This is a genomic window from Arthrobacter sp. YC-RL1 (assembly GCF_001454985.1).
Classification (GTDB): Bacteria; Actinomycetota; Actinomycetes; order Actinomycetales; family Micrococcaceae; genus Glutamicibacter; species Glutamicibacter soli.
The window spans coordinates 78,464-98,430 of record NZ_CP013298.1 but is presented as its reverse complement, the minus strand read 5'-3'; the positions used below and the strand labels follow the sequence as shown (position 1 = coordinate 98,430).

Genomic DNA, 19,967 nt, shown 5'->3' with positions numbered 1-19,967 from the left:
CGTCCTGAAATGTTCAACTGCCAAAGTTTCGAGGGAAGGCGGCTGTTGGCTGAAGTGGACGCGCTGTCCCAGGTAATTTTACGCCCGGATGATGAGCAGTTCTTCACGATGCGTGCGGGGCAAGCATCAGAGAGGGAGCTGGCCGGCAGAAAATTCCGTTGCGAAGACCGCGAAAGGATGGGCGGCACCGATTTAGGGGTGATGCGATCACGCTTGGTGCACGAGGTGTTGACCTCTTGGTTGTGTTGGGCTCTTGGTTGTGTAGGGTCCTGGTATCCGCAAACCTGGATAGAGGACCTGAGCCGGTGGAGTCCCAACATGAAGCCCGGTTCTGGCTCGCCAGCTGTCCACCAGGACTATGAGCCAGCCAGGGGGATGAGCCAGAACCGGGGGACAAGGGGCTGATCAGCTCGCGCCGGTGGTGAGAGGTGTGGCGGCGTGGCGGCGCGTTGGCAGCGGGTAGCGGGTGGCTGCTGTGGTGTTCTGGGACTGCATCGCGGGGCAGGTCGGGATCTGATGCGCAACGGCGGTGTGCTTCCAGAATTTCACCCGGAACTCAGCCACGTTCTCGGTTCCCAAGCGCTGGAAGAACTCTCCCATAGTAAGTTGATCTGACCAGACCTTAGCGACTTTCAACGCGGTCTGCGGGGGAGTGATGTGCAGCATGAGTAGTTCTTCGGTCTGCGGATCCAGCATGGCAACCAACACGGCCCGCCCATGGATTGACACCATGCCCATGGCATCGTTGAGGGATTCAGATGGTTGGGTCATTACGATTGGCATTCCCTGCGCCCAACCGTAGCTGGACAGGTGGGCTTTGCCTTCACGGGTGGCGAGAAAATCGGCGACTCTGACTGCGGTGCGGGTTCGAACGATTCGACCTGGCATTTAAGATACTTCCCTTTCTGGCACTGCTCATGAAAATAATGATGTGGAATCAGAAGTGTGTAGCGAAGGTGCGCTACGAGGCGGATCCTGCGTTATGGTGCCGCCGCACCTCGCGGACGGCGGGTGTTGCAGGATCTAGGCCATGCTCAAATCTGCCGGGGAGGCCTCTGCCTCGGTTCCCGACCTGGTGGTTTCGAGATTCAGGCCAGTGCTAGGGGTCAGTGATGGGGCGGTGAAAGGTTGATCCAGCCAATGGGTGGGGAGTTCAGCTTCGGCTACATGCTCTGGTGTAGCGAGCAGGTTTTCCTTACCAGCGACGGCGAACTGCAAATTCCGCACCTCAAATTGGACGCCGAGCGTCTTCTCCATCTGTGGCAAGAGGGTGTCGTTGACGTACTGCATCAACTCGGAGACATGCTCTTCGGCCTTGGCGGTGCACGCTAAGTTGATGATCAGCTGCTCCGGGGAGCCGCTGATGGTGCAAATTGCCGAATGCACGGTGTTCTTCTTGCGGCACTGCTGTGAGCCAAAGGCGGCGGTTTGATGCATCCGCGTGGTCCATGCGGCGGCGTGGGGTGCGGTGGTTTCTACGGGAACTGCTAAGGACTTTTTCATCTTTCACTCCGGTATTGATAGCTGTTTCGTAGTAAAATATATGTAGACTGGCTAACTATTAGCTAGGTTACATTATTTTTTTTTGGTTAGGCAAGCTGGACCTCGAATCAAGGGCAATAGGAGCCCCGGAGGTTGCGGGCATGGCGTTCGTATCCGGCGAAAGGAGTTCTCATGGGCAGGTATCAAGCCAGCGGGTATTGGTATGACGAGGGTAGTTCAGTGCCCGAGGCGGTGGATTTGTTAAATCTGATGCGCAGGTATCGCGAGGCGGAGCGGAAGATGCGATCCGCGACCCGCGGTTCGATGGGCATGAACGAAACCGATATGTCCGCACTACGCTTCCTACTCGCCGAGCACCGTAAGGGGGTGATTCCCCGTCAGCGAGATTTTGCTGAGGAACTGGGGATCTCCAACGCCTCGGTGTCGGTATTGATCGACCGTTTATGCCGGGATGGGTATGCCGAGCGTATTGTGCATCCTGCGGATCGGCGATCGGTGGGGATTGTGCCCACGGAATATAGCGATACGGAAGTTCGTGGAACGCTGCATCGGATGCATGAACGGATGATGGATGCCGTAGACACCCTTTCCGAGGAGGAGCGGCTTGCAGTTGCCAAGTTCTTGGAAGCCATGATCCGCAGCGTTGAAATTGATGATGAGCCAAGCCAATCGACTAAAAAGAAGCCTCTGATGGAGCAAAGCGCTGTACCTTCCCGGTAAACGTCTGACGCATAACATCTGCTTCACCTGCGGTACGCAAGCTGATGGATGGATTAGCTAGAAGCTCACGCCCGAGCCACCGTTCCTTACCTGGTTTCCTCCAGAGTTTTTTGATTCCTGACGGGTTTTAGCGGGTGAGCGCCTGGCGTGCGAAGAGGCCTGTTCTTGAATTTCTGAGGAAACCCTTGTGGCCGATGTCATGAGTTTCTCAGGCGCGTACCTTGAAGGCAGGCAACCAAAAATTTAGCCTCTCAAACAATCGAGGATAGTTTAAATGCCCCGAAAGCATATTGATGTCAGCGTCAGTCATGACGAGTTCGAAGATCTGAATAACGCGCTGGAAGACCATCGAGACGGATTTAATCAGATGGCCGAGGAAGCAACCAATGGTTTCGGGCTGGAGCCTGAATATTGGGTCGGCAGGGCCGAGGAAGTCGAAGATCTTCGTGAGACGATTCATGAGCACAGTAGCGAGGAGCCCGAACAGGACGAGGCCGACGGCGAAGACACGCGCACGGGTACCGATACCGGGTCCGTCCCGAATCAGGACTTCGAGTCTGATTCTCGTCAATAAACATCGGCACTGGCGTGCGACACATATTCCGAACGGACATAGCAACGGTCCACCACGATTTTATGGTGGACCGTTGCCATACAGATCCAATTAGGCACGCTTACGCGTGAGCAGTCCCCACATAACCAGCACGATCAGCGAACCACCAATGGCTAGGATCCAGGTAGATAGGGACCAGAACTGGTTTACACCTACGTTGAAGAGTGCTGAGCCGATCCATCCGCCTACGATTGCTCCGACGACGCCCAGCAACAATGTCGTAAACCATCCGCCGCCCTGCTCTCCTGGCTTGATGGCCTTGGCAATGGCGCCGGCGATTAGTCCTAGAACGATCCAACCTAAAATACCCACGGGTTCTCGTTAACGCGTTTGTGGAGTGCCTAGCTCCTTGACGGGGGGGCACGTGCTGCTGCTCCAGAAAGATACCCGCAGGTAAAAGTAACAGGCTTGAAGCTGGGGGTTCCTGATGGCCGTGGGGAGGGCAAGAGGGGACGAAAAAGACTCTGCTTAGTATCATTTTCAGTTGGTAGGAGGCAAAAGATCTCACCCTACAGAGAGACTGGGACCTAATTGCCGGGGGTAGCAAGGCGTTATTTTATCTTCGCGGGAAAGGAGCCCCTGCACGAGCTTAGGGCGATTCCGTCAGACGAGGCGTTATAAGGATGCTTTGGTAGATTGCCTATACGGGGCACGAGCTGTGAGGTACGGAGTGAAAAATTCAGCTCACGCATTGTTCCTTGATGACGTTGTAATTCTGAGCGCTGCTCGTGGCATCCTGGTCCGGATGCTCGGACTCGCTCACGACCTTCCACGTTGTTCCAGTGACCGATAGAGCTTCCGGGCCGTTGCGAGAACCTGCGCTTCCGCTGGAAGGCTGTTGCGCGGTGCCGAGGGCCCGGTAGCGTGGTGAGGGTACCTGGTTGGACGAGTTCAAGGGGAAATTACCGTGGCGCACGATAAAGCAACACACACCGACGAAGTGGAAAAGCTCGTCGAGATCATCAAGGACATCAAGGTTGCGATGCTTACGACGCATGGGCCGGACGGGCTGGAAAGCCGTCCGTTGAGCGTCACCGAGGTGGGCAGCGACGCGGACGTATGGTTTTTCACCGCCGCTTCCTCGGATGTGGCCGAGCAGGTCTCCAAAGATCAGGAAGTCAATGCCGCATTTTCGGATGATAAGTGCTGGGTGTCACTCAGCGGTAAGGCCAAGTTGGTCACGGATGTGGCTAAGAAGAAGGAACTGTGGAATTCGGCGGTGGCAGCGTTCTTCAGCCACGATCCCGAATCCCCGGAGGTCGTGCTCATCCAGCTGGAATCCGACTCCGCGCAATACTGGGAAAATCCAGGTGGGGTATTGAGCCTTGCCGCCAGCTGGGTCAAGGGCAAGGTCACCGGAGAACCAGCCCGTCCTGGGGATTCAGCGACCGTGGATCTGTAGTCAAGAAGGTGTGAGTGACAAGGGCGCGGGTATCGCATGAATTGCGATTTCCGCGCCCTTGGCCATTGTGGGACGTTACAACTATGGGGCCGGATGTATGTCGCTTTCGAGGACCTATTTGTGGTTGTGCATCTCCGCGCCGGTCATGCCACAAACTTCTTGTTGATGGTTTTCTGGGCGAAGCTGTCGATGGTTGGGCTGACGCCGTTCATGCCAGGTATGTGCTTGGCGATGGGGGCTTCCTCGGTGCCTTCGGGCGGCGGCGCTGCTCGTGGATCCTTATGTTTGTCGAGTGCGCCCCCACCTGTTGGTCCGAGCCCGATTCGTCGCCGCCAGTGGGGCTTTATGTAGCTGAACCGGTAGGTAGCGGTGTCGGATGCGCTGGACCCGGTAATTTTGGCGCCGCAGCAAGCCTGAGCGAAAGGGCTGAAACCACTCTTGAATATTCGTCGCAGCAGGGTTGGGTGCGTCCCCTCGAGCCTGGCAACTATCAGGCAATGTCAAGCCTGAAACGAGATGTGCTAGCGGTCGCTACAGTTTTCCTATCCAGTAATTCATCGAAAAGGAGTGCATCATGGGTTTGGGTGACAAGATTCAGAATAAGGCTCAGGAGATGGCCGGCAAGGCCAAGGAAGCAACTGGCAAAGCCACGAACGATGCCTCGTTGCAGGCCGACGGAGTCAAGGACCAGGCTGAAGCTCGCGCGAAGCAGGCCGGCGAACACGCGAAAGACGCAGCGAAAGACATCACCGGCCAGAAATAATTTTTGACGGTCCGGACCTTGCTTTGCAATTCACGTCACGAGGTCCCGATAGTGTGGTCCATTCTTTGAATGGACCACACTTTTGTTTTACGAGTGGGCTGCGGTGGTGAGAAACCTTACCCGCACTTTGAACGGAGATCCTGCGATGTCTAGACACGTCGACGTCACCTATTCTCGGTTCGGAGGCTACTGAGTAAGTAGGCTTCCACTCTGTCTTGTCCCCGAATTATTTCGGCCTCTCAATCTTTGTTTTCGCTGTGTTTCTCGTTTGAGTGATGATGCCCTAGGATCATCTCCAGACAGGAAACTCTGGGGTTCCTGCTTTTTATTAGGGGATAGAATGGCGATCCGTACGAGAAACAAAACTCTTGGGGCGACGGCTGCTCTAATGCTGGCTGGCGGGCTTGTTCTCGGCGCTGCACCGGCTCAAGCAAGCAACCGCCCAATTGATATCACTGGGTACACCGTCGCTGATGTCGTAGTGGCAAACAATAAATGTAAGAGCGTCCTGGTTACCGCCAAGGCGAAGCACCAGAAGGATTTCGCGTTCGGAGGGGTGGATGCATTCATCACCCGAAAGGGCGATGATGTCACCTCTGCTGGCTTCGACTTCGAGAACAAGAAAAAGACTTCGGCGAATGATCGAGTCGAGATTTGCCCTGACGATTACGGGCTGGGTGTGTATTCGGTTGGTCCTGCCTATGTGTTTGCTTTCTTCGAATACAAGCAGGATGGCACCCTCTACGAGGATGCACGGGATTATTGGGATAACACGAAGAAGTCCTTCAACGTTCGCGGGCAGACGAAGAGCAGTCTGAGTGCTAAGCGTTCTGGGAAGAAGGTGACCCTGAGCGTCAAGGCGTCGGTGTACTCGCCGGAAAAGGATCGTTACATTCAGTACAATCCGAAGAACGCGAAACTTCAGGTCAAATCCGGCAAGACTTGGAAGACCGTGAAGACGTTGAAGCTCGCCAAGGGACAGGCTTCCGTGACTGTGAGTGATGCAAAGAAGAAGACCTACCGGGTGACTGTGCCAACGGCATCATGGGCTGTGGCGACCACGTCGAAAGCTATCAGCAAGTAGACGAAACGTTGAAGGCCGAACCAAATGAGTTGGTTCGGCCTTTTTCGCGCCTAACCTTAGCGACTCGGAAATTTTCAAGTCTAGTGAGACCAGCGGGTGCTAAACAGCGATCATTTCTTCACGCTCCTCCAGCTTCCTTGGCTCGTTGATCCACGCAGCAGCAGGCAGCTTCAGCTTCTTCGGCAGGCGACGCTGCCCAAACCGTTCAGGATGCTCGTCCCACGCCGCCTGTAACGCGGCCAGCCGTTGGTCCTCAACGTGCCCGGTCATCCCGAAATGCACGTCCGCCGGCGTATGGAATCCGATCCCCGAATGCCGGTGATGCCCGTTGTACGCCTGGACAAACCAGTCCATGAAATCCCTAGCATCAGCCAGCGAACCGAACCGTTCAGGGAACACCGGAAGATACTTCAAGGTCTTGAACCAAGCCTCTGAGTAGGGATTATCATTGCTGACCTTCGGCCGCGAATGCGAACGGAGCACATCCAAGTCCGCCAGCAATGCGGCGACCGGCTTCGAAGTCATCGAGGTCCCACGATCAGCGTGCACGACCTTGGGGATCTGGTCGGTGGCGAACACCTGCGCGATGAACTCCTTAGCCAGCTCACCAGACTCCCTCGCGTGCACCTGACAACCGACAATATAGCGCGAGTAAATATCGATCATCACGTAGGCATCAAAATAGGTGCCACTGGCGGGGCCAGCCAACTTCGTGATGTCCCACGTGAACACTTCTCCAGGCTGGTACGCGACCAACTCCGGGACTTTCCTGGCTGGGTGGCGGGCCTGCCTGCGGCGTTCGGCCACCTGTTTCTCACGGCGCAACAGCCGATACATGGTGGAGACTGAGCACAAATACGTGCCTTCGGACAGGAGGACCGCGTAGATCTGTTCGGGTGCCTGATCGATGAACCGCTCGCTGTTCAGGGTTTCCAGGATCAGGGCCTCCTCGCTGGTGGTGAGCTTGTTCGCCGGCACCTGGCGGGATGCCGTGGACGCTGGCTTCGGTGCCAGTGCCGCTTGCTGGTGGCAGTGCATCGTGGCCCGGCTGACCCCTGCCAGTGTGCTGGCCTGCCGCGTGGGAACTCCGCTGTCGGTCAGCTGCTGGTAGACATCAGCAAGGATGTCTTGTGCTGCTATTTGGAATCCGCGCTCTGTGAGATTTGTTCCAAGAGCGCGTGTGCTTTTCCCATGATGTCCAAGGCGGTCAGCGTGGTGGCGAGCTTCTGCTCACTGGCCGCGAGCTGCTTTTTCAGCCGGGCGATTTCCGCTTGTTCCTTGCTCAGCTTCCCGCCACTCTTGGTGCTGTTGGCGGGGTTGTTCCCCTCGAGGATTCCCGCATCGCGCAGCCTGCGCCACTCGACGATCTGCGAAGAATATAGTCCGTTGGCGCGCAGGTAGCCGCGTCCTTCGCCGCTTTGGATCGCGTGCTCGTAGCCTTGCAGGTAAGCGAGTTTCTGGGCCGGGGCGATGGTACGGCGTCGTGGCTGGTCCGGTCGGGGCTGGGTGGAGTCCATGGTCCCATTCTCCGGCATGGTGCTGGCCGATGGGTGGATGGAGGTGATGCTCATGGTGGAGGTTAGTCCTGTTCTCGCCCTTGTCTGGAGAGGGTAACTTGCTATGAATCGGTGGTCTCACTCAACCCTGACAGACAGGGAGCGGACACCGACCGGTTGCGGAAATCGGGCGCGGCGGCCTCCGCCGCCAGCTCCCCCGGCCGCCGCGCTCAAACCTCACCCCCGGTACCGAACCCCTGGGATGTTTTCACTCACCAGGGCAAACCGTATCGAGTGATGCGGCTACAGCCCGGAGACTACCCAGGCCACCCCATCCAGCCACATCAAGGCCTCGGTCGCTTCGTCCAAACCCATCTGGAAGATCAACCGCAGCCCTTCCTTCAGCAGGTACGCCCGGTACAACCGCGGGTCGGTTTTCTGCACCCACGCCAGCTTCGTGACCTGGTAGTCATTCAGGTTTTCCGGGTTCTTCCATAACGCGTACCGGGTCTTCTTCAGGCCCTTGGCCTTGTCAACAGCCGGGGTACCGGCAGCGTCCTTGGCTGGCCTGCCGCGCCCGCGTTTCGGTTCCTTCCGGGCTTCTTTCCTCGCTTCGTTCCAGGCTTCCTTACGGACCTCGTCCATCGCTTCCATCGCCCACTGCACGATATGGAACGGGTCCGCGCACCGGATCGCGTTGATGCATTTCTCGGCCACCACATCACCGATCCAGTCCGCCCCGTCCGCACTGACATGGGTGATCAGCTGGCACCGCCCGGCCCCTGAGGCCTCGAGCAGGTCAAAGAACCGGCGCAGGGTGTCCTTGGTGCGGCCCACCCCGGCCCACACGAGCCGGCCGGTGTCATGGCACACCACCACGGTCAGGTACTTGTGGCCCTTCTTGTAACTGATCTCATCGATCCCGATACGTTTCAGGCCCGCGAACAGGTCGATCTTCGCTTCGGTTTCCTCCCAGACCCTGCCGATGATCGAGCCCACGGTACGCCAGGCTACCCGTAGTAGTTCGGTGACCGCGTTCTTGGAAGTGATGGTCGCCAGCCAGGCGGCCTGCTCATCGAAGTGCCGAGTGTGTCCGGCCTGATGCCGGGCCCACGGTAACCAGGCGACCGTGACCCCGTGGGCCGGGCAGTTTACCCGTGGGGCTGGTGCTTCCAGGTAGGTCATGGTGGTGCCCAAATCCAGGGCCCGCCAGCGGCGGGTTCCCTCGCCCGCATCGTAGCGTGGGCTCTTGGTCTGGCAGATCCCGCACCGGGGCTTAAGCTTCTTCGACGGCCTGACGGTCGCGATGAGGCAGTCGTCGACGGGGGTCGTAGTCGATGGACTCGATGATGGTCGTGGACTCGACACCGAGCACGCTACGCCATAGGGTTGTTTGTTGCACGCCGTTTTCTTGTGTTTGGTTTGATGGTTTAGACGCTCTAAAACCTATACGAGAAGCGGCGTGCGCTGCTATTTGGTGGTGCTGGCGACCCACGGATCAGTCACAAGCGCCAATATTCTGCACGCTTTCACCCTTTATTCCTACATCCCTCAGATGTGGATAACTTAGTGGTCAAGGAAGTTTGGAAGTAGCAGGCTTCTGGGTGAGGGCCTTCGAGCCTACTTGGTATTGAGCCGCAAGCGAGATTACTCGCGGTTCGGACCCGATCAAAGGGTCCCCGATGCGACAATTGCCCTATGAACGAAGACGAGATAGGTGAGCGACGGATGAGTCCCACGTCAGCCGAGATCATTGCGGCGCTGCGAGACGCTGGCTGGTTGCTGGAACAGGATACCGCTGCAACCCTTGAGAGAAGCGGATTTCATGTCGCGAGGGCCAAAGCGTTTCCCGATCCCGACGATCCGTCTGTGTCGCGTGAAATCGATGTGCATGGCTATCGGCAGATATTCCGTAGCGATGAATTGGGCTTGAATGTGGGCGTGCGGGTTCTTGCGGAGTGCAAGCAGAGCTCCATGCCTTATGTCGTGGTAGGTGGCCCTGCAAGTGCATACGAACTGGGCCGAGACCGAAAAGAACAACTCTTCCGTTTCCCAACAATTGAAACCGGTCGCACCGAAGTGGGTGGCGGCCGCGCACGCCTGCATTACACCCATGCAAAGCAATACTTGGGCCTAGACACGTTGCCCGGCAACCCTTGGGAGGGCGGATTCGTCGGGACCCAAATGACCCGACTTGATCGTAAAAAGACCTGGCTCGCCGATAACCGCGGAATCTTCACGTCGCTGGTTTACCCGCTGGCGAAGGCTTTGACCCATTTTAGATCACAATCTAACCGGACGTCCTATGCAATTCACAGACAAGGTGAGTGGGCGACGGTCGAGTTCTACTATCCGATCGTGGTCACTTCCGGTCCGCTATTCATGGTAGACGCCAGCAAGCAAGACATGGAAGCGGTTGAAACGCCTTGGGCAACGATGTCTCGCGAGATCAAATCAACCAAGGTCGACGGTCAATTCAACATCGACATCGTTACTGCACATGCGCTCGAGGGATACCTTGATCAACGCGTGAATGTCTTCGCTTCGGCTGTCGCCGCTGTTGCTGAGAATGATCCTCAACGCTTTGTTTCACACCAGGACTATGCGTTTGAGTCGAGAGGTCGTTGATACCTATCCGGCGCGGACTTATCGTTTCATCCACGCTAGGCGCTGCTGGACAGGAAATTCATACGGTACGCCCTCCGTCCTTTCAGTCGAGGATCCCTTTCCGGATGTTTCTGTGTTGAAGGTGGCACTTATGGCTCGAGCGGGCTCGGGTTAGGCAAGGTTTGATCGAGCAGTGCTTTGTGAATAGTGAAGTTACTGAGCAACTGGATTGCATCGTAGGACGCGTCATGTGCTAGCTCTTTGAGGAAGTCATTTCGTGGGCAAGCTGAAGCATGGGAAAGTGGGCGAGGAAACGTGTATCCGCGCCGATAACCGTGCCAACTTTTATTTATCGCCCATTCCCGGAGGACTAGGTGGCCCGACCATCAATTAGAGACGTTGCCGACGTCTCGCTCGAACTGCCCGCCGACTGCCATGCCTTGGAGGTCTCGGACCCGACAGCGCTCGTGCAAGTGCTCGGCTGGCTCAAGGCAACCAGTGGCAGTCACCATGTCCTATTTCGCGGTCAGGCCGCACTCCACGACGGAAGCTTGGCGCCCAGCGGATTACGGAGTCCTGGCGGTGGTGTCGTCGGGCCAAAGGGTCTTGCCAGCCACAACGCGGAGATGACCGCATACATAGATGCCCTCTGGAATGCTCCTTGCGAGTGCGCGGAAGTTCGGCGCTCATTCGCCGATGGTCATCTATGCACCGAGCGCTCGCCTGGACGCGGGCAGACGCTCATGCGAGGCATGCGCCGCGCAGTAACCGAGCCTCTTCTGCAGCACTACGGACTTCGCACACGCTGGGTTGACCTCGTAGACAATGTTTGGGTGGCCCTTTGGTTCGCTTGCCACGTGTACGTATCGACAGACGGCGGCAGATTTGCCTACCTGCGCCCACGCGCCTCCGAGCGAGGAGCTTTCGCTTACATTCTCGTCCTAGATTTGGGCGGACTCACCCCCACGGAAATTCCCGGTTATTGGCTGGGACCCGACACTAGACTTGTTGACCTTCGTTATGCTGCACCCAGCAACTATGTGCGACCTCATGCCCAACACGGTCTCCTCGTTGCACCTCGGGGCCCTTTGGCCCCTGAAGAGATGCGATCAGTATCGACGCGAGTCCGTGCCGTGATACGTATCGATCTCGATCTCGCGCGCGAGTGGCTGGGAGAGGGGCGAATGGTTAGTAGCTACGTCCTCTTTCCTCCAGCAGTACGGGACGAGGGCTACCGCAGGCTGCTGCGATACGCCCCCGAGCCACCTGAACGGCTTGGGGCCTTCACGTTCGTCGGGCCAGGCCACTAAGTTTCCTCGGAGGTTTCGTCTTCTGCATGACGTGAGAGTGCAAGACCCCCCCACGGCTTTCAGGTTGGGACGCATTCACGCGCGGGGTGTTTGCAACGGGTCCAGATGTTTCTCGATCACCGCGCAATTTTCCCGGCACTCACGAGCTTCACGGACTTCATTGCGATTTGGCTCAGGCGACAGATCTATTTGTCCCTTACCCGCCGGCGTTCGCTGCTCGCAGCGTCGTTCAGTGTTGAGGGGCCTTCCCGTCTCCAGCGGCGGGGCCGGCCCCGTATCTGGACCGATTCTCGATAAATTCAATGGTTGCGGACAGCCTGCAATAGCGGTTGCGCGCACCTGAGACTGTCGCCGAACCCCGCATCTATTCCGCAGATTCGAAGACAAGCGCCGAAACCAGCTGGTAGCAAAAAGCAACTCTGACCAGAGGTAATCGAAGATTCTGGTATCCCGCAGAAACCCCTGAAAGCGCCGTACTCTTACTCGAAAGGTCACCGGATCGACGCCGGTCGGAGCCACGCAAGCCCTCGGGTCAACCGAGGGTTTTACTGTGTCGTTTGGGGATGCCCTCAAATCACATGGCCCTGTAGCGCAGTTGGTTAGCGCGCCGCCCTGTCACGGCGGAGGTCGCGGGTTCAAGTCCCGTCAGGGTCGCCAGCTGCTAACCAACCGCCGGCCGCGCGGCCGTTCTAGGGACCTTTAGCCATCTGCTGGCGGTTTCACCAAGCGATCTCCGAGGTGTCATTGAGCGGGCTGCGGACGCTGGATTGGGTCAGCACTAGGTCATCAGCGTCATACACCGGAGCCGGGAATACCAGCCCTGTGCGTTCTTCTACTTCGGTGACAGCTACTTGATAGATCCTGAACTCATCCAACGCCATCAGCACCTGTAGCCGGTCAAGGTCCTGGGTGAGGAGGAACGCCCTCGCGGTGAGCTGTCCCGCCTGTTCGAAGAGGATGATTTTCCAGTATTCGACGGGGATCTGGTACCTCCGGTAGTGCTGGTCCTCATCCCGCAGGACGGGGCCGGCGAAGACGCTGCAGCGCAGGGCGTCGAGCTCCACGTCCTGGTAGAGGGCATTTTCCAGCCGGCCCCAAATGCCGGCTTGCCGGGATTGATTGAAGTCCTCCATCTGCGGGGTGATGTTGGTGAAGTAGAAGGAATCCTTATTGGCTTGCTGTGCCTCGGGGTGGGCCCCCAGGTGAGGTCGGCGCGGCGGGCCAGATGGCCACGGTCCAGCCGATTCTCCGAATAGAGTTCATTGCCGGCTTGGTACTGGTCGGGGATACGGGGGTCTTTGGTGAAGTTGATGCCGGTGCGCGAGAGCAGCTGCAGGTGGGTGCCATCGATGTTCCATCCGACCCAGCGGGCGAACTTGCGCGACCGGCTCAACACCAGGGAGGAGTGGGTGTAGTCGATGATGGGGGAGCCGTTTATTTGTACTAGATCTTCGGCAATGTCGGAGCGGTGGTCGGGCAGGTTGATGGGTGTGTCGAGGAAGTCGGTGTTGAATCCGGTGCGGGTGGCAGCTTCCCCAGACTCTAGATCAGTGCGCATGGGTTTTCCCTCCTTTGGGTCCTGCGTTGAATACCCATTCATTTGCTATCGTGGTCCTCCGATCTTGTACAGCGCAACGTCCACATCTCGCGCGGTCCACGCTGCTGCGTTGGAGTGCGCGAGGTGGCGCAGGTGTTCCACGATATCCATGTAGCGTGAATATTTTCCCTTGCCCGATGTGAGTGTGAGTCCCAATAGGTTTAGTCCGTGGTGTGCGCGGCGGTCGTACACCGCGAGGCGTTGTGGTGCAGCGGCGAGGAGGACCGCTGAGGCGAGGGCATCGCCGGTTTTGCATCCCGGGAGGGAACCGAGCGCACTGCGTGCAGCTCGTGCCGCTTCGGGGATCGAAAGGGACCGGTCGTTGGCGGCCAGATAAGCGTCACGGGTGAGCTCATGGACGCGTTGGTCTGGAACGTTCATCAGGTCCATCGCCCATCGAGTGTTTGCCTGGAGCCTTTTCCAGATGAGCAGTCCGCCGATTTCTACTTTCCCGATGCTCTGGTGCGTAGCGAAACGCTCGGCGACGTCGAAGAGCACCTCGTCATAGTTCGCTGTGGTGGACACGTGGTACTGGTGGTGCGCAGCTCGAAGCAGCATCCAGCGTTCAGAGTCATTTTGAGGTATCGGTCGAGTCATGCTCGCATCGTGGCATACTCAAGGTCTCGATAGGCGTCGGCGCACCGAGCGTGCTGTTTTTGGCTTCCTGAAACTAGGTGCCGATATCGAGGCTAACTAAAAGATCGAACTAGCGTTTCCGGGACATTTGCGGACTCCTTCTTCCAGACACTGCAGGAGTCGAAGTTCCTCTTTGAAGGTACTGGAATATTAAGTTGTCCCAGCGCACCGGTAAGATTCGGGTAGGTGCGCCTTGCAAATCCGCGGCCCCTGTGTTCGCTGTGATGTGCAAAGGTTTGTCATGAGACCGAAGCCAGGTGCTCGGTAGAAGGAGTTGCTTTGGTAAAGCTCAACCTCAAAGCTGTCGAGGAACGTGTCGCTCCCCTCGGAGGGCAAGAAACCTACACCCGCGATTTCATCTTCGACCTGCTGGCAGCTTATGGCAGAGCCCAGGGCAATATCACCCGGTTGCGCAATGGCTCTTTGAACGTTGCAGAAAATCCAGCGACTGAAGTGGCCCAGAAGAATGTGGTCTACTTCAAGGAAACCACCAAGGACCCTCTCACGGTCATTGAAGAACTCCGCACGTCACCGACAGTGGTGCGTTACAACACCCGGTTCGTCATCGTCACCGACTTCGCCGAACTGGTCGCAATCGATACCAAGACGAACGAGACTCTGATGATCCCCATCCGGGAGATCGATCAGCACTTCACGTTCTTCCTTCCCTGGGCCGGGATGGAAAAAGCCCAGTATGTCGCCGAAGCACACGCTGATGTCAAAGCCGCAGAACGCATGGGCAAACTCTTCGACGAGCTTCTCCAAGCAAACCCCGGACTGTTCGAGGATCCCACGGGGCGTCACGCGCTGAACACGTTCTTCACTCGGCTGCTGTTCTGCTTCTTCGCCGAAGACACCGGAATCTTCACTGAAAACCAGTTCACCAATGCTGTCGGGTCACATACCCAAACTGATGGTTCGGATGTTGCTGAATTCCTGACAGACTTGTTCACTGCCTTGGATACGCAGTTCGCTTCCGCGAAACCTGCTCACCTGGCAGCGTTCCCCTACGTCAATGGCCGGCTCTTCCAAATAACCGCAGAGCAGACCGTCCCTCAGTTCACCAAGAAAGCACGTGACCTGTTGCTTGAGGCCGGATCGTTGATCTGGCGGGAGATCAATCCCGATATTTTCGGGTCGATGTTCCAGGCCATTGTCACCCCTGGGAAGCGATCGAACCTGGGGCAGCATTACACCTCGGTACCGAACATCTTGAAAACCATTGAACCGCTGTTCATGGACGAGCTAAAGGAAAAATTCGGCAACGTGTACAACTCGGTGCCCCAGCTAGAGAAGCTCCTGGATCGAATCGGCGAGATCAAGATCTTCGATCCGGCCTGTGGGTCGGGGAACTTCCTGGTCATCGCTTACAAGCAATTACGCCAGTTAGAGCACGCCATCCTTGAACGCCTCGGTGACTTGAGCGTCAAATACCAGCGGATCTCTCTGGAGTCCCGGATCAATATTGAGAACTTCTACGGGATTGAGATCGACGACTTTGCTGTAGAGGTTGCGATCCTGTCGTTGTGGATTGCTAAGCATCAGATGAATGCTGAATTCTATGAGAAGTTTAATCTCAAGATTGAGTTGATTCCGTTGAAGGAAGCTGGGCAAATCGTTCAAGGTAATGCGATCTTGCTCGATTGGGAAATCGTCTGCCCTTTAGCCGAAGAAGCTGAAATCTACGTTCTTGGTAATCCGCCTTATTTGGGAAGTCGGAACCAGTCTGCTGCGCAGAAGAAAGAGCTCGCAACAGTTACCTCCAGGTATAAGAGTCTTGACTATGTATCCGCATGGGTTATCAAGGGCGCGGATTACGTTAGGCATTCTTCCGCGAAGTTAGCTTTTGTAACCACAAATTCGATAACACAAGGCGAACAAGTTGGAATCCTATGGCCCCAGGTTCTCGGCGCGGAACTGGAAATAGGTTATGCCCACACCTCGTTCAAGTGGTCCAATCACGCGAAAAACGCCGCTGGTGTTACCTGTGTTGTCATCGGTCTTCGCAATGCGACAACGGACGCGAAACATATTTACACCGGTGACCTACGGATCGATGCCAAGAGGATCAACCCGTATCTCGCAGAAGGGCCGGATGTCTGGATAACTCGTCGTAGCACACCGCTTTCTACAGTGATGCCTAAATTGGGATTTGGTTCGATGCCCAACGACGGCGGCAATCTCATACTCAGCGACGCGGAGAGGGAGGAGATTCTTTCTACGGTGCCTTGGCTTGACGGATATATTCGAAAATTCAACGGGTCCGATGAATTTATTAAAGGGAAGACAAGATGGTGCCTAGTTATCCCCGACGACGCAGTTGAGTCAGTCTCGCAGATTCAAACGATCAAGCAACGACTCGACGGGGTACGCGCGCATAGGGCTAAGAGCACTGAGAAATCGACACGTCTGATGCAAAATACGCCAAACCAATTCTATTTTTGGGCTCATCAGGATACAGACTCGATCATCCTTCCCGGACACTCATCAGAGAATCGCACATACATACCGATGGGTTATTTAGGCCCTGACACAGTGATTTCGAACGCTGCCTTTGCCGTGTACGACGCGGAGCCCTGGATCTTCGCGTTGCTAATGTCGAAAATTCACATGGCATGGGTGCGTGCCGTGGGCGGGCAGTTGGAGACCCGGATCAGGTATTCAAATACGATCGTTTACAACAACTTCCCGGTCCCGTCGTTGTCGGATTCGATGAAGGAGAAGCTGACGGTTGCGGCTCTGCGGGTGTTGGATGTGCGTGAGTATCACTGCGAGAAGACGCTGGCTGAGTTGTATGACCCGGATGTGATGCCCCAGGACCTCCGGGATGCGCACGCTGCGGTGGACGCACTCGTGGATTCGGTCTATTCCAAGAAGCCCTACGAGACGGACGAGCAGCGTCTGTCTGATTTGTTTGCCCTCTATGAGCAGATGAGTGCTGAAGAGGCAGCAAAAGCTCCGGTCAAGAAGTCTCGTGCGTCGAAGAAAGCAGTAGCCAAGTGAACGCGTTGAAGAAGCCAGTGAACATCGTCAACGTCTCCTACGCTCAGACGAAGGCGTCGGTGAATACTGATGCGTTGGGGATGCGTGAGATGCAGCAACGAGTGTTCGCGCAGCGGGAGGCTCAGCATTTGCTGGTGAAGGCTCCGCCGGCCTCGGGCAAGTCCCGTGCACTGATGTTCGTTGCCCTGGATAAGCTCTATAACCAGGGACGTAAGAAGGTTATCGTTGCGGTCCCTGAACGCTCGATCGGTGCGTCCTTCGCGTCGACGAACCTGACTAAGTTTGGTTTCTGGGCTGACTGGGAGATCAAGGACGAGCATAACCTGTGCGATGCTGGTTCGTCGGCGGGCAAGGTGGATGCGTTCATCAAGTTCCTTCAGGGTCCCGATGCGGTGTTGGTGTGCACTCATGCGACGCTGCGTTTCGCGTTCGAGAAACTCGCTCCCGAATCCTTTAATGGCACGGTGTTGGCGATTGATGAGTTCCATCATGTTTCCGCGGATACGGAGAACTCCCGACTGGGTGCGCTGCTGCGTGATGTGATGAACGGGTCGGACGTGCATATCGTCGCCATGACCGGCTCCTACTTCCGTGGGGATTCCGTGCCGGTGTTGTCACCGGAGGATGAAGCGAAGTTCACCCCGGTAACGTTCAACTACTATGACCAGCTCAACGGGTACGAGTACCTGCATTCCTTGGGCATCGGCCACCATTTCTACCAGGGCCGGTATACCGAGGCGATCGAGGAAGTCCTCGACCTGGATAAGAAAACGATCGTGCATATCCCGAACGTGAACTCGGGGGAGTCCACCAAGGACAAGATCGAAGAAGTCGGGTTCATCATCGATGCCATCGGGCAGGTTGAAAGCACCGATCCTGACACCGGGATTATTAGCGTGCGCCGTCGGGACACCGGTCGGATGGTGCGGGTGGCTGATTTGGTCGATGACACGGACCAGAAGAAGCGCGGCGATACCCTGCACTACCTGGCGCATACGGCTTCGAAGAATCGTGATGCGGTGGACATCATTATTGCGTTGGGTATGGCGAAGGAAGGGTTTGACTGGCCCTATGCCGAGCATGCCCTGACAGTCGGTTACCGGGCTTCGCTCACTGAGGTCATCCAGATCATTGGGCGGGTGACGCGTGATAGCGAGGGTAAGTCCCATGCCCAGTTCACTAACCTGATTGCCCAGCCTGATGCTGCTACCGATGAGGTGAAACTGTCGGTCAACAACATCTTGAAAGCGATTACTGCGTCGTTGCTGATGGAGCAGGTGTTGGCGCCGAACTTCACGTTCAAGACCAAGCGGGGCAAAGATGATGCACGGAAACCAGGCGAGTTGAAAATTATAGGGTTCAAGGAGCCTTCCACTGCGCGGGTGAAGCAGATCGTGACAACGGATCTGAACGATCTTAAGGCCACGATCCTGCAGGATGATACCTTTGCCAAGGCGGCCGCCGGCAGCCTGGACCCGGAAACGACGAACAAGGTCCTGATTCCGAAGATCATCCGTGAGAAATACCCGGATCTGACCGAAGCCCAGGTTGAGGAAGTCCGCCAGCAGGTCGTGGTTGACTCCGTGATCAAGAATGGTGAGGTGCGTGAGGTGGGGGACAAGCGCTTCATTAAGATGGCGGAGAAGTTCGTCAATATCGATGACATTGATATCAACCTGATCGATTCGGTCAATCCGTTCCAGCGGGCCTTTGAAGTGATGAGCAAATCGGTAACTCCGAATGTGCTGCGCATTATTTCGGATACCATCACCGCGACCCGGGTGGAGGTCACGGAGCAAGAAGCGTTGCAGCTGTGGCCGAAGATCAAAGCTTGGGTGAAGGTCAATGGGCGTAAGCCCGACGTGCGTAGCGAGGACCCGACGGAGAAACGATACGCTGAGGCGTTGCTGTTCTTGCAGCGGAAGAAGCAGCAGCATTTGGCGAACCAGCGAGCAACACAGGTGGGTAACGAAGCATGAGCGAACAAGAAGACGAGACCCCAGGGTTGGATGCCGCTGGGCCGGTGTTGGATATTCAGTCGCTGATCGATTCTGATCTTGATGGGCTGCTTGATACTCCTGAGAAGCCCAAGAAGATCACCGCTCAGGGGAGGTTGGAGCGCGCTTTTTTGGAGATCGTCGAGTTCAAGAAGGCTCATGGGCGTCTGCCTAGTTCCACGACCCGGGAGATTGCCGAGCGTAAGCTCGGTGCCCGGTTGGAAGGAATCTTGGCCAGTGAAGAGAAAATCTCTGCACTGAAGCCCCTGGATGATTTGGGGCTGCTTGAGTTCCCGGAAACACCGGAATCGTTGGACGAGTTGCTGAGCTCGGATGGGTTGGATCTGCTGGACGATGGTCTGGGGCTTCTCGACGTTTCCGATCTGCCGCAGCGACGCACTGCCGATGCTCCGGAATCGGTTGCCAAACGCAAGAAAGCTGTAAGGTTCGAAGCTTTTGAACCCTTGTTCAAAGCGAAGCATACTGAGCTATCCGAAGGTGCTTTTAAGCTAGTCCAGTTCCCAGGTGCGCACACGATCGACGCTGGAAAATTCTTTGTCCTCAACGGGGTCATGCTTTTCGTAGCTGAAGTAGGCGAGAGCACTGTGCATGAAGTTGGTGGTAAAGCACGCCAGAAGCAACGCTTGAGAGTCATCTTCGAAAATGGGACGGAATCTTCCATGTATCGACAGTCGCTGTCGATTCGTCTGCATGAAGGAGCTGGGCAAGCCGTGGTGCGCACCGGTCATGATGCCTCAGAGGTGGGGGATGCGGATCAGGAATCCGGTCACGTCTATGTGCTGCGCTCGTTAAGTACTGATCCGCAGGTGTCCTCGATCCAGAACCTGCACAAGATCGGGTTCAGCACTACGACGGTCGAAAAGCGCATCGCGAACGCGGCGGGAAGCCCCACGTACTTGATGGCTCCAGTGGAAATTGTGGCCGACTACCGGGCATATAACTTGCGTGCTTCGGCGTTAGAGCATCTTTTGCACCGAGTCTTCGCCTCAGTCCGCCTGGATATCACCCAGATCGATCGGGCGGGAAAGAACTACGACCCGTCCGAATGGTTTGTAGTGCCATTGAACGTGATCAACCAAGCGATCAGCATGATCATGTCCGGCGAGATCACCGACTACGTATATGATCCTGCCGTGCAGCGGCTTGTGGAGCGTTCCTAACATCGATCTCATCGGAAGGATCGTGGCATTGAGCTTGGAAACCAACCGCATCGTC

16 protein-coding genes, 1 tRNA gene and 2 pseudogenes are annotated in these 19,967 nt (G+C 56.6%); 11 read left to right on the top strand and 8 right to left on the bottom strand.

Features of this window, described 5'->3' with window-relative positions; translation table 11 throughout:
• Positions 1 to 405: 405 nt before the first annotated feature.
• Positions 406 to 771 carry a hypothetical protein gene (locus ATC04_RS18225; protein ID WP_047117777.1) on the bottom strand — a complete coding sequence of 122 codons (366 nt, stop codon included), beginning with the start codon at positions 769 to 771 and terminating at the stop codon, positions 406 to 408.
• Positions 772 to 1,023: 252 nt separating this feature from the next.
• Positions 1,024 to 1,437: a hypothetical protein gene (locus ATC04_RS18220; protein WP_047117776.1), complete on the bottom strand. Its 414-nt coding sequence runs from the start codon at positions 1,435 to 1,437 to the stop codon at positions 1,024 to 1,026.
• Positions 1,438 to 1,674: 237 nt separating this feature from the next.
• On the opposite strand from ATC04_RS18220, the gene ATC04_RS18215 reads away from it, so the two are divergent.
• Both ATC04_RS18215 and ATC04_RS19625 read left to right on the top strand, forming a co-directional pair.
• Positions 1,675 to 2,223 carry a MarR family transcriptional regulator gene (locus ATC04_RS18215; protein ID WP_047117775.1) on the top strand — a complete coding sequence of 183 codons (549 nt, stop codon included), beginning with the start codon at positions 1,675 to 1,677 and terminating at the stop codon, positions 2,221 to 2,223.
• Positions 2,224 to 2,497: 274 nt separating this feature from the next.
• On the top strand, positions 2,498 to 2,797 hold the full coding sequence (locus ATC04_RS19625; RefSeq protein ID WP_152666727.1) for a hypothetical protein: 300 nt from the start codon (positions 2,498 to 2,500) through the stop codon (positions 2,795 to 2,797).
• Between the two features lie 90 nt (positions 2,798 to 2,887).
• Here the strand turns inward: ATC04_RS19625 and ATC04_RS18205 are convergent, their stop codons facing one another.
• A complete protein-coding gene (locus tag ATC04_RS18205; RefSeq protein ID WP_047117773.1) occupies positions 2,888 to 3,148 on the bottom strand; it encodes a GlsB/YeaQ/YmgE family stress response membrane protein in 261 nt (86 codons plus the stop codon).
• A 595-nt stretch (positions 3,149 to 3,743) separates the two neighbouring features.
• Between ATC04_RS18205 and ATC04_RS18200 the strand changes: the two genes are divergently transcribed.
• The 3 genes from ATC04_RS18200 (at position 3,744) to ATC04_RS18190 (ending at position 6,085) form a co-directional block, all read left to right on the top strand.
• Positions 3,744 to 4,238: a pyridoxamine 5'-phosphate oxidase family protein gene (locus ATC04_RS18200; RefSeq protein ID WP_082123734.1), complete on the top strand. Its 495-nt coding sequence runs from the start codon at positions 3,744 to 3,746 to the stop codon at positions 4,236 to 4,238.
• Positions 4,239 to 4,812: 574 nt separating this feature from the next.
• Entirely contained in the window at positions 4,813 to 5,001 is a 189-nt protein-coding gene (locus ATC04_RS18195; protein ID WP_047117772.1) for a CsbD family protein, read from the top strand.
• Between the two features lie 340 nt (positions 5,002 to 5,341).
• Entirely contained in the window at positions 5,342 to 6,085 is a 744-nt protein-coding gene (locus tag ATC04_RS18190; protein ID WP_047117771.1) for a hypothetical protein, read from the top strand.
• 99 nt (positions 6,086 to 6,184) lie between these two features.
• On the opposite strand, the gene ATC04_RS18185 is transcribed toward ATC04_RS18190, so the two are convergent.
• A protein-coding gene (locus ATC04_RS18185; RefSeq protein ID WP_152666726.1) for an IS3 family transposase occupies positions 6,185 to 7,656 on the bottom strand; the annotation gives its coding sequence in 2 pieces (ribosomal slippage) (positions 6,185 to 7,269 and positions 7,269 to 7,656; 1,473 coding nt in all).
• Positions 7,657 to 7,926: 270 nt separating this feature from the next.
• Positions 7,927 to 8,983, bottom strand: a pseudogene (locus tag ATC04_RS18175) (transposase); the annotation flags it as partial.
• 296 nt (positions 8,984 to 9,279) lie between these two features.
• Here ATC04_RS18175 and ATC04_RS19620 point away from each other — a divergent pair.
• The 3 genes from ATC04_RS19620 to ATC04_RS18160 all read left to right on the top strand — a co-directional run bounded on the left by ATC04_RS19620 (position 9,280) and on the right by ATC04_RS18160 (position 12,155).
• Entirely contained in the window at positions 9,280 to 10,209 is a 930-nt protein-coding gene (locus tag ATC04_RS19620; protein WP_152666725.1) for a hypothetical protein, read from the top strand.
• 353 nt (positions 10,210 to 10,562) lie between these two features.
• Entirely contained in the window at positions 10,563 to 11,498 is a 936-nt protein-coding gene (locus tag ATC04_RS20140; RefSeq protein WP_152666724.1) for an FRG domain-containing protein, read from the top strand.
• Positions 11,499 to 12,078: 580 nt separating this feature from the next.
• Positions 12,079 to 12,155, top strand: a tRNA-Asp gene (locus tag ATC04_RS18160).
• A gap of 62 nt (positions 12,156 to 12,217) precedes the next feature.
• Here ATC04_RS18160 and ATC04_RS20075 read toward each other — a convergent pair.
• From ATC04_RS20075 to ATC04_RS18150, 3 genes and pseudogenes are all read right to left on the bottom strand, one after another.
• Positions 12,218 to 12,643 carry a DNA/RNA non-specific endonuclease gene (locus ATC04_RS20075; RefSeq protein WP_286158856.1) on the bottom strand — a complete coding sequence of 142 codons (426 nt, stop codon included), beginning with the start codon at positions 12,641 to 12,643 and terminating at the stop codon, positions 12,218 to 12,220.
• Between the two features lie 143 nt (positions 12,644 to 12,786).
• Positions 12,787 to 13,056: pseudogene (locus ATC04_RS20135) on the bottom strand (DNA/RNA non-specific endonuclease); the annotation flags it as partial.
• A 45-nt stretch (positions 13,057 to 13,101) separates the two neighbouring features.
• Complete coding sequence (locus tag ATC04_RS18150; RefSeq protein WP_231736135.1) at positions 13,102 to 13,692, bottom strand: hypothetical protein; 591 nt, start codon at positions 13,690 to 13,692, stop codon at positions 13,102 to 13,104.
• A gap of 318 nt (positions 13,693 to 14,010) precedes the next feature.
• On the opposite strand from ATC04_RS18150, the gene ATC04_RS18145 reads away from it, so the two are divergent.
• Genes ATC04_RS18145 through ATC04_RS18135 form a run of 3 tightly spaced genes read left to right on the top strand, consistent with a single transcriptional unit; the run spans position 14,011 to position 19,912 of the window.
• Positions 14,011 to 16,734 carry a DNA methyltransferase gene (locus ATC04_RS18145; RefSeq protein ID WP_047117829.1) on the top strand — a complete coding sequence of 908 codons (2,724 nt, stop codon included), beginning with the start codon at positions 14,011 to 14,013 and terminating at the stop codon, positions 16,732 to 16,734.
• Entirely contained in the window at positions 16,731 to 18,713 is a 1,983-nt protein-coding gene (locus ATC04_RS18140; protein WP_047117828.1) for a DEAD/DEAH box helicase, read from the top strand. The genes ATC04_RS18145 and ATC04_RS18140 overlap by 4 nt, the downstream gene beginning before the upstream one ends.
• Positions 18,710 to 19,912, top strand: a complete 1,203-nt coding sequence (locus ATC04_RS18135; RefSeq protein ID WP_047117827.1) for a GIY-YIG nuclease family protein — start codon at positions 18,710 to 18,712, stop codon at positions 19,910 to 19,912. Before ATC04_RS18140 ends, ATC04_RS18135 begins: the two co-directional genes overlap by 4 nt.
• The last annotated feature ends 55 nt before the right edge of the window (positions 19,913 to 19,967 follow it).

Excerpts from the sequence above, each read along its gene's own strand:
- ATC04_RS19625 (WP_152666727.1), top strand. The coding sequence starts at position 2,498 with ATGCCCCGAAAGCATATTGATGTCAGCGTCAGTCATGACGAGTTCGAA.
- ATC04_RS18195 (WP_047117772.1), top strand. The coding sequence starts at position 4,813 with ATGGGTTTGGGTGACAAGATTCAGAATAAGGCTCAGGAGATGGCCGGC.
- ATC04_RS19620 (WP_152666725.1), top strand. The coding sequence starts at position 9,280 with ATGAACGAAGACGAGATAGGTGAGCGACGGATGAGTCCCACGTCAGCC.
- ATC04_RS18215 (WP_047117775.1), top strand. The coding sequence starts at position 1,675 with ATGGGCAGGTATCAAGCCAGCGGGTATTGGTATGACGAGGGTAGTTCA.
- ATC04_RS18225 (WP_047117777.1), bottom strand. The coding sequence starts at position 771 with ATGACCCAACCATCTGAATCCCTCAACGATGCCATGGGCATGGTGTCA.
- ATC04_RS18190 (WP_047117771.1), top strand. The coding sequence starts at position 5,342 with ATGGCGATCCGTACGAGAAACAAAACTCTTGGGGCGACGGCTGCTCTA.
- ATC04_RS18150 (WP_231736135.1), bottom strand. The coding sequence starts at position 13,692 with ATGACTCGACCGATACCTCAAAATGACTCTGAACGCTGGATGCTGCTT.
- ATC04_RS18220 (WP_047117776.1), bottom strand. The coding sequence starts at position 1,437 with ATGCATCAAACCGCCGCCTTTGGCTCACAGCAGTGCCGCAAGAAGAAC.
- ATC04_RS18135 (WP_047117827.1), top strand. The coding sequence starts at position 18,710 with ATGAGCGAACAAGAAGACGAGACCCCAGGGTTGGATGCCGCTGGGCCG.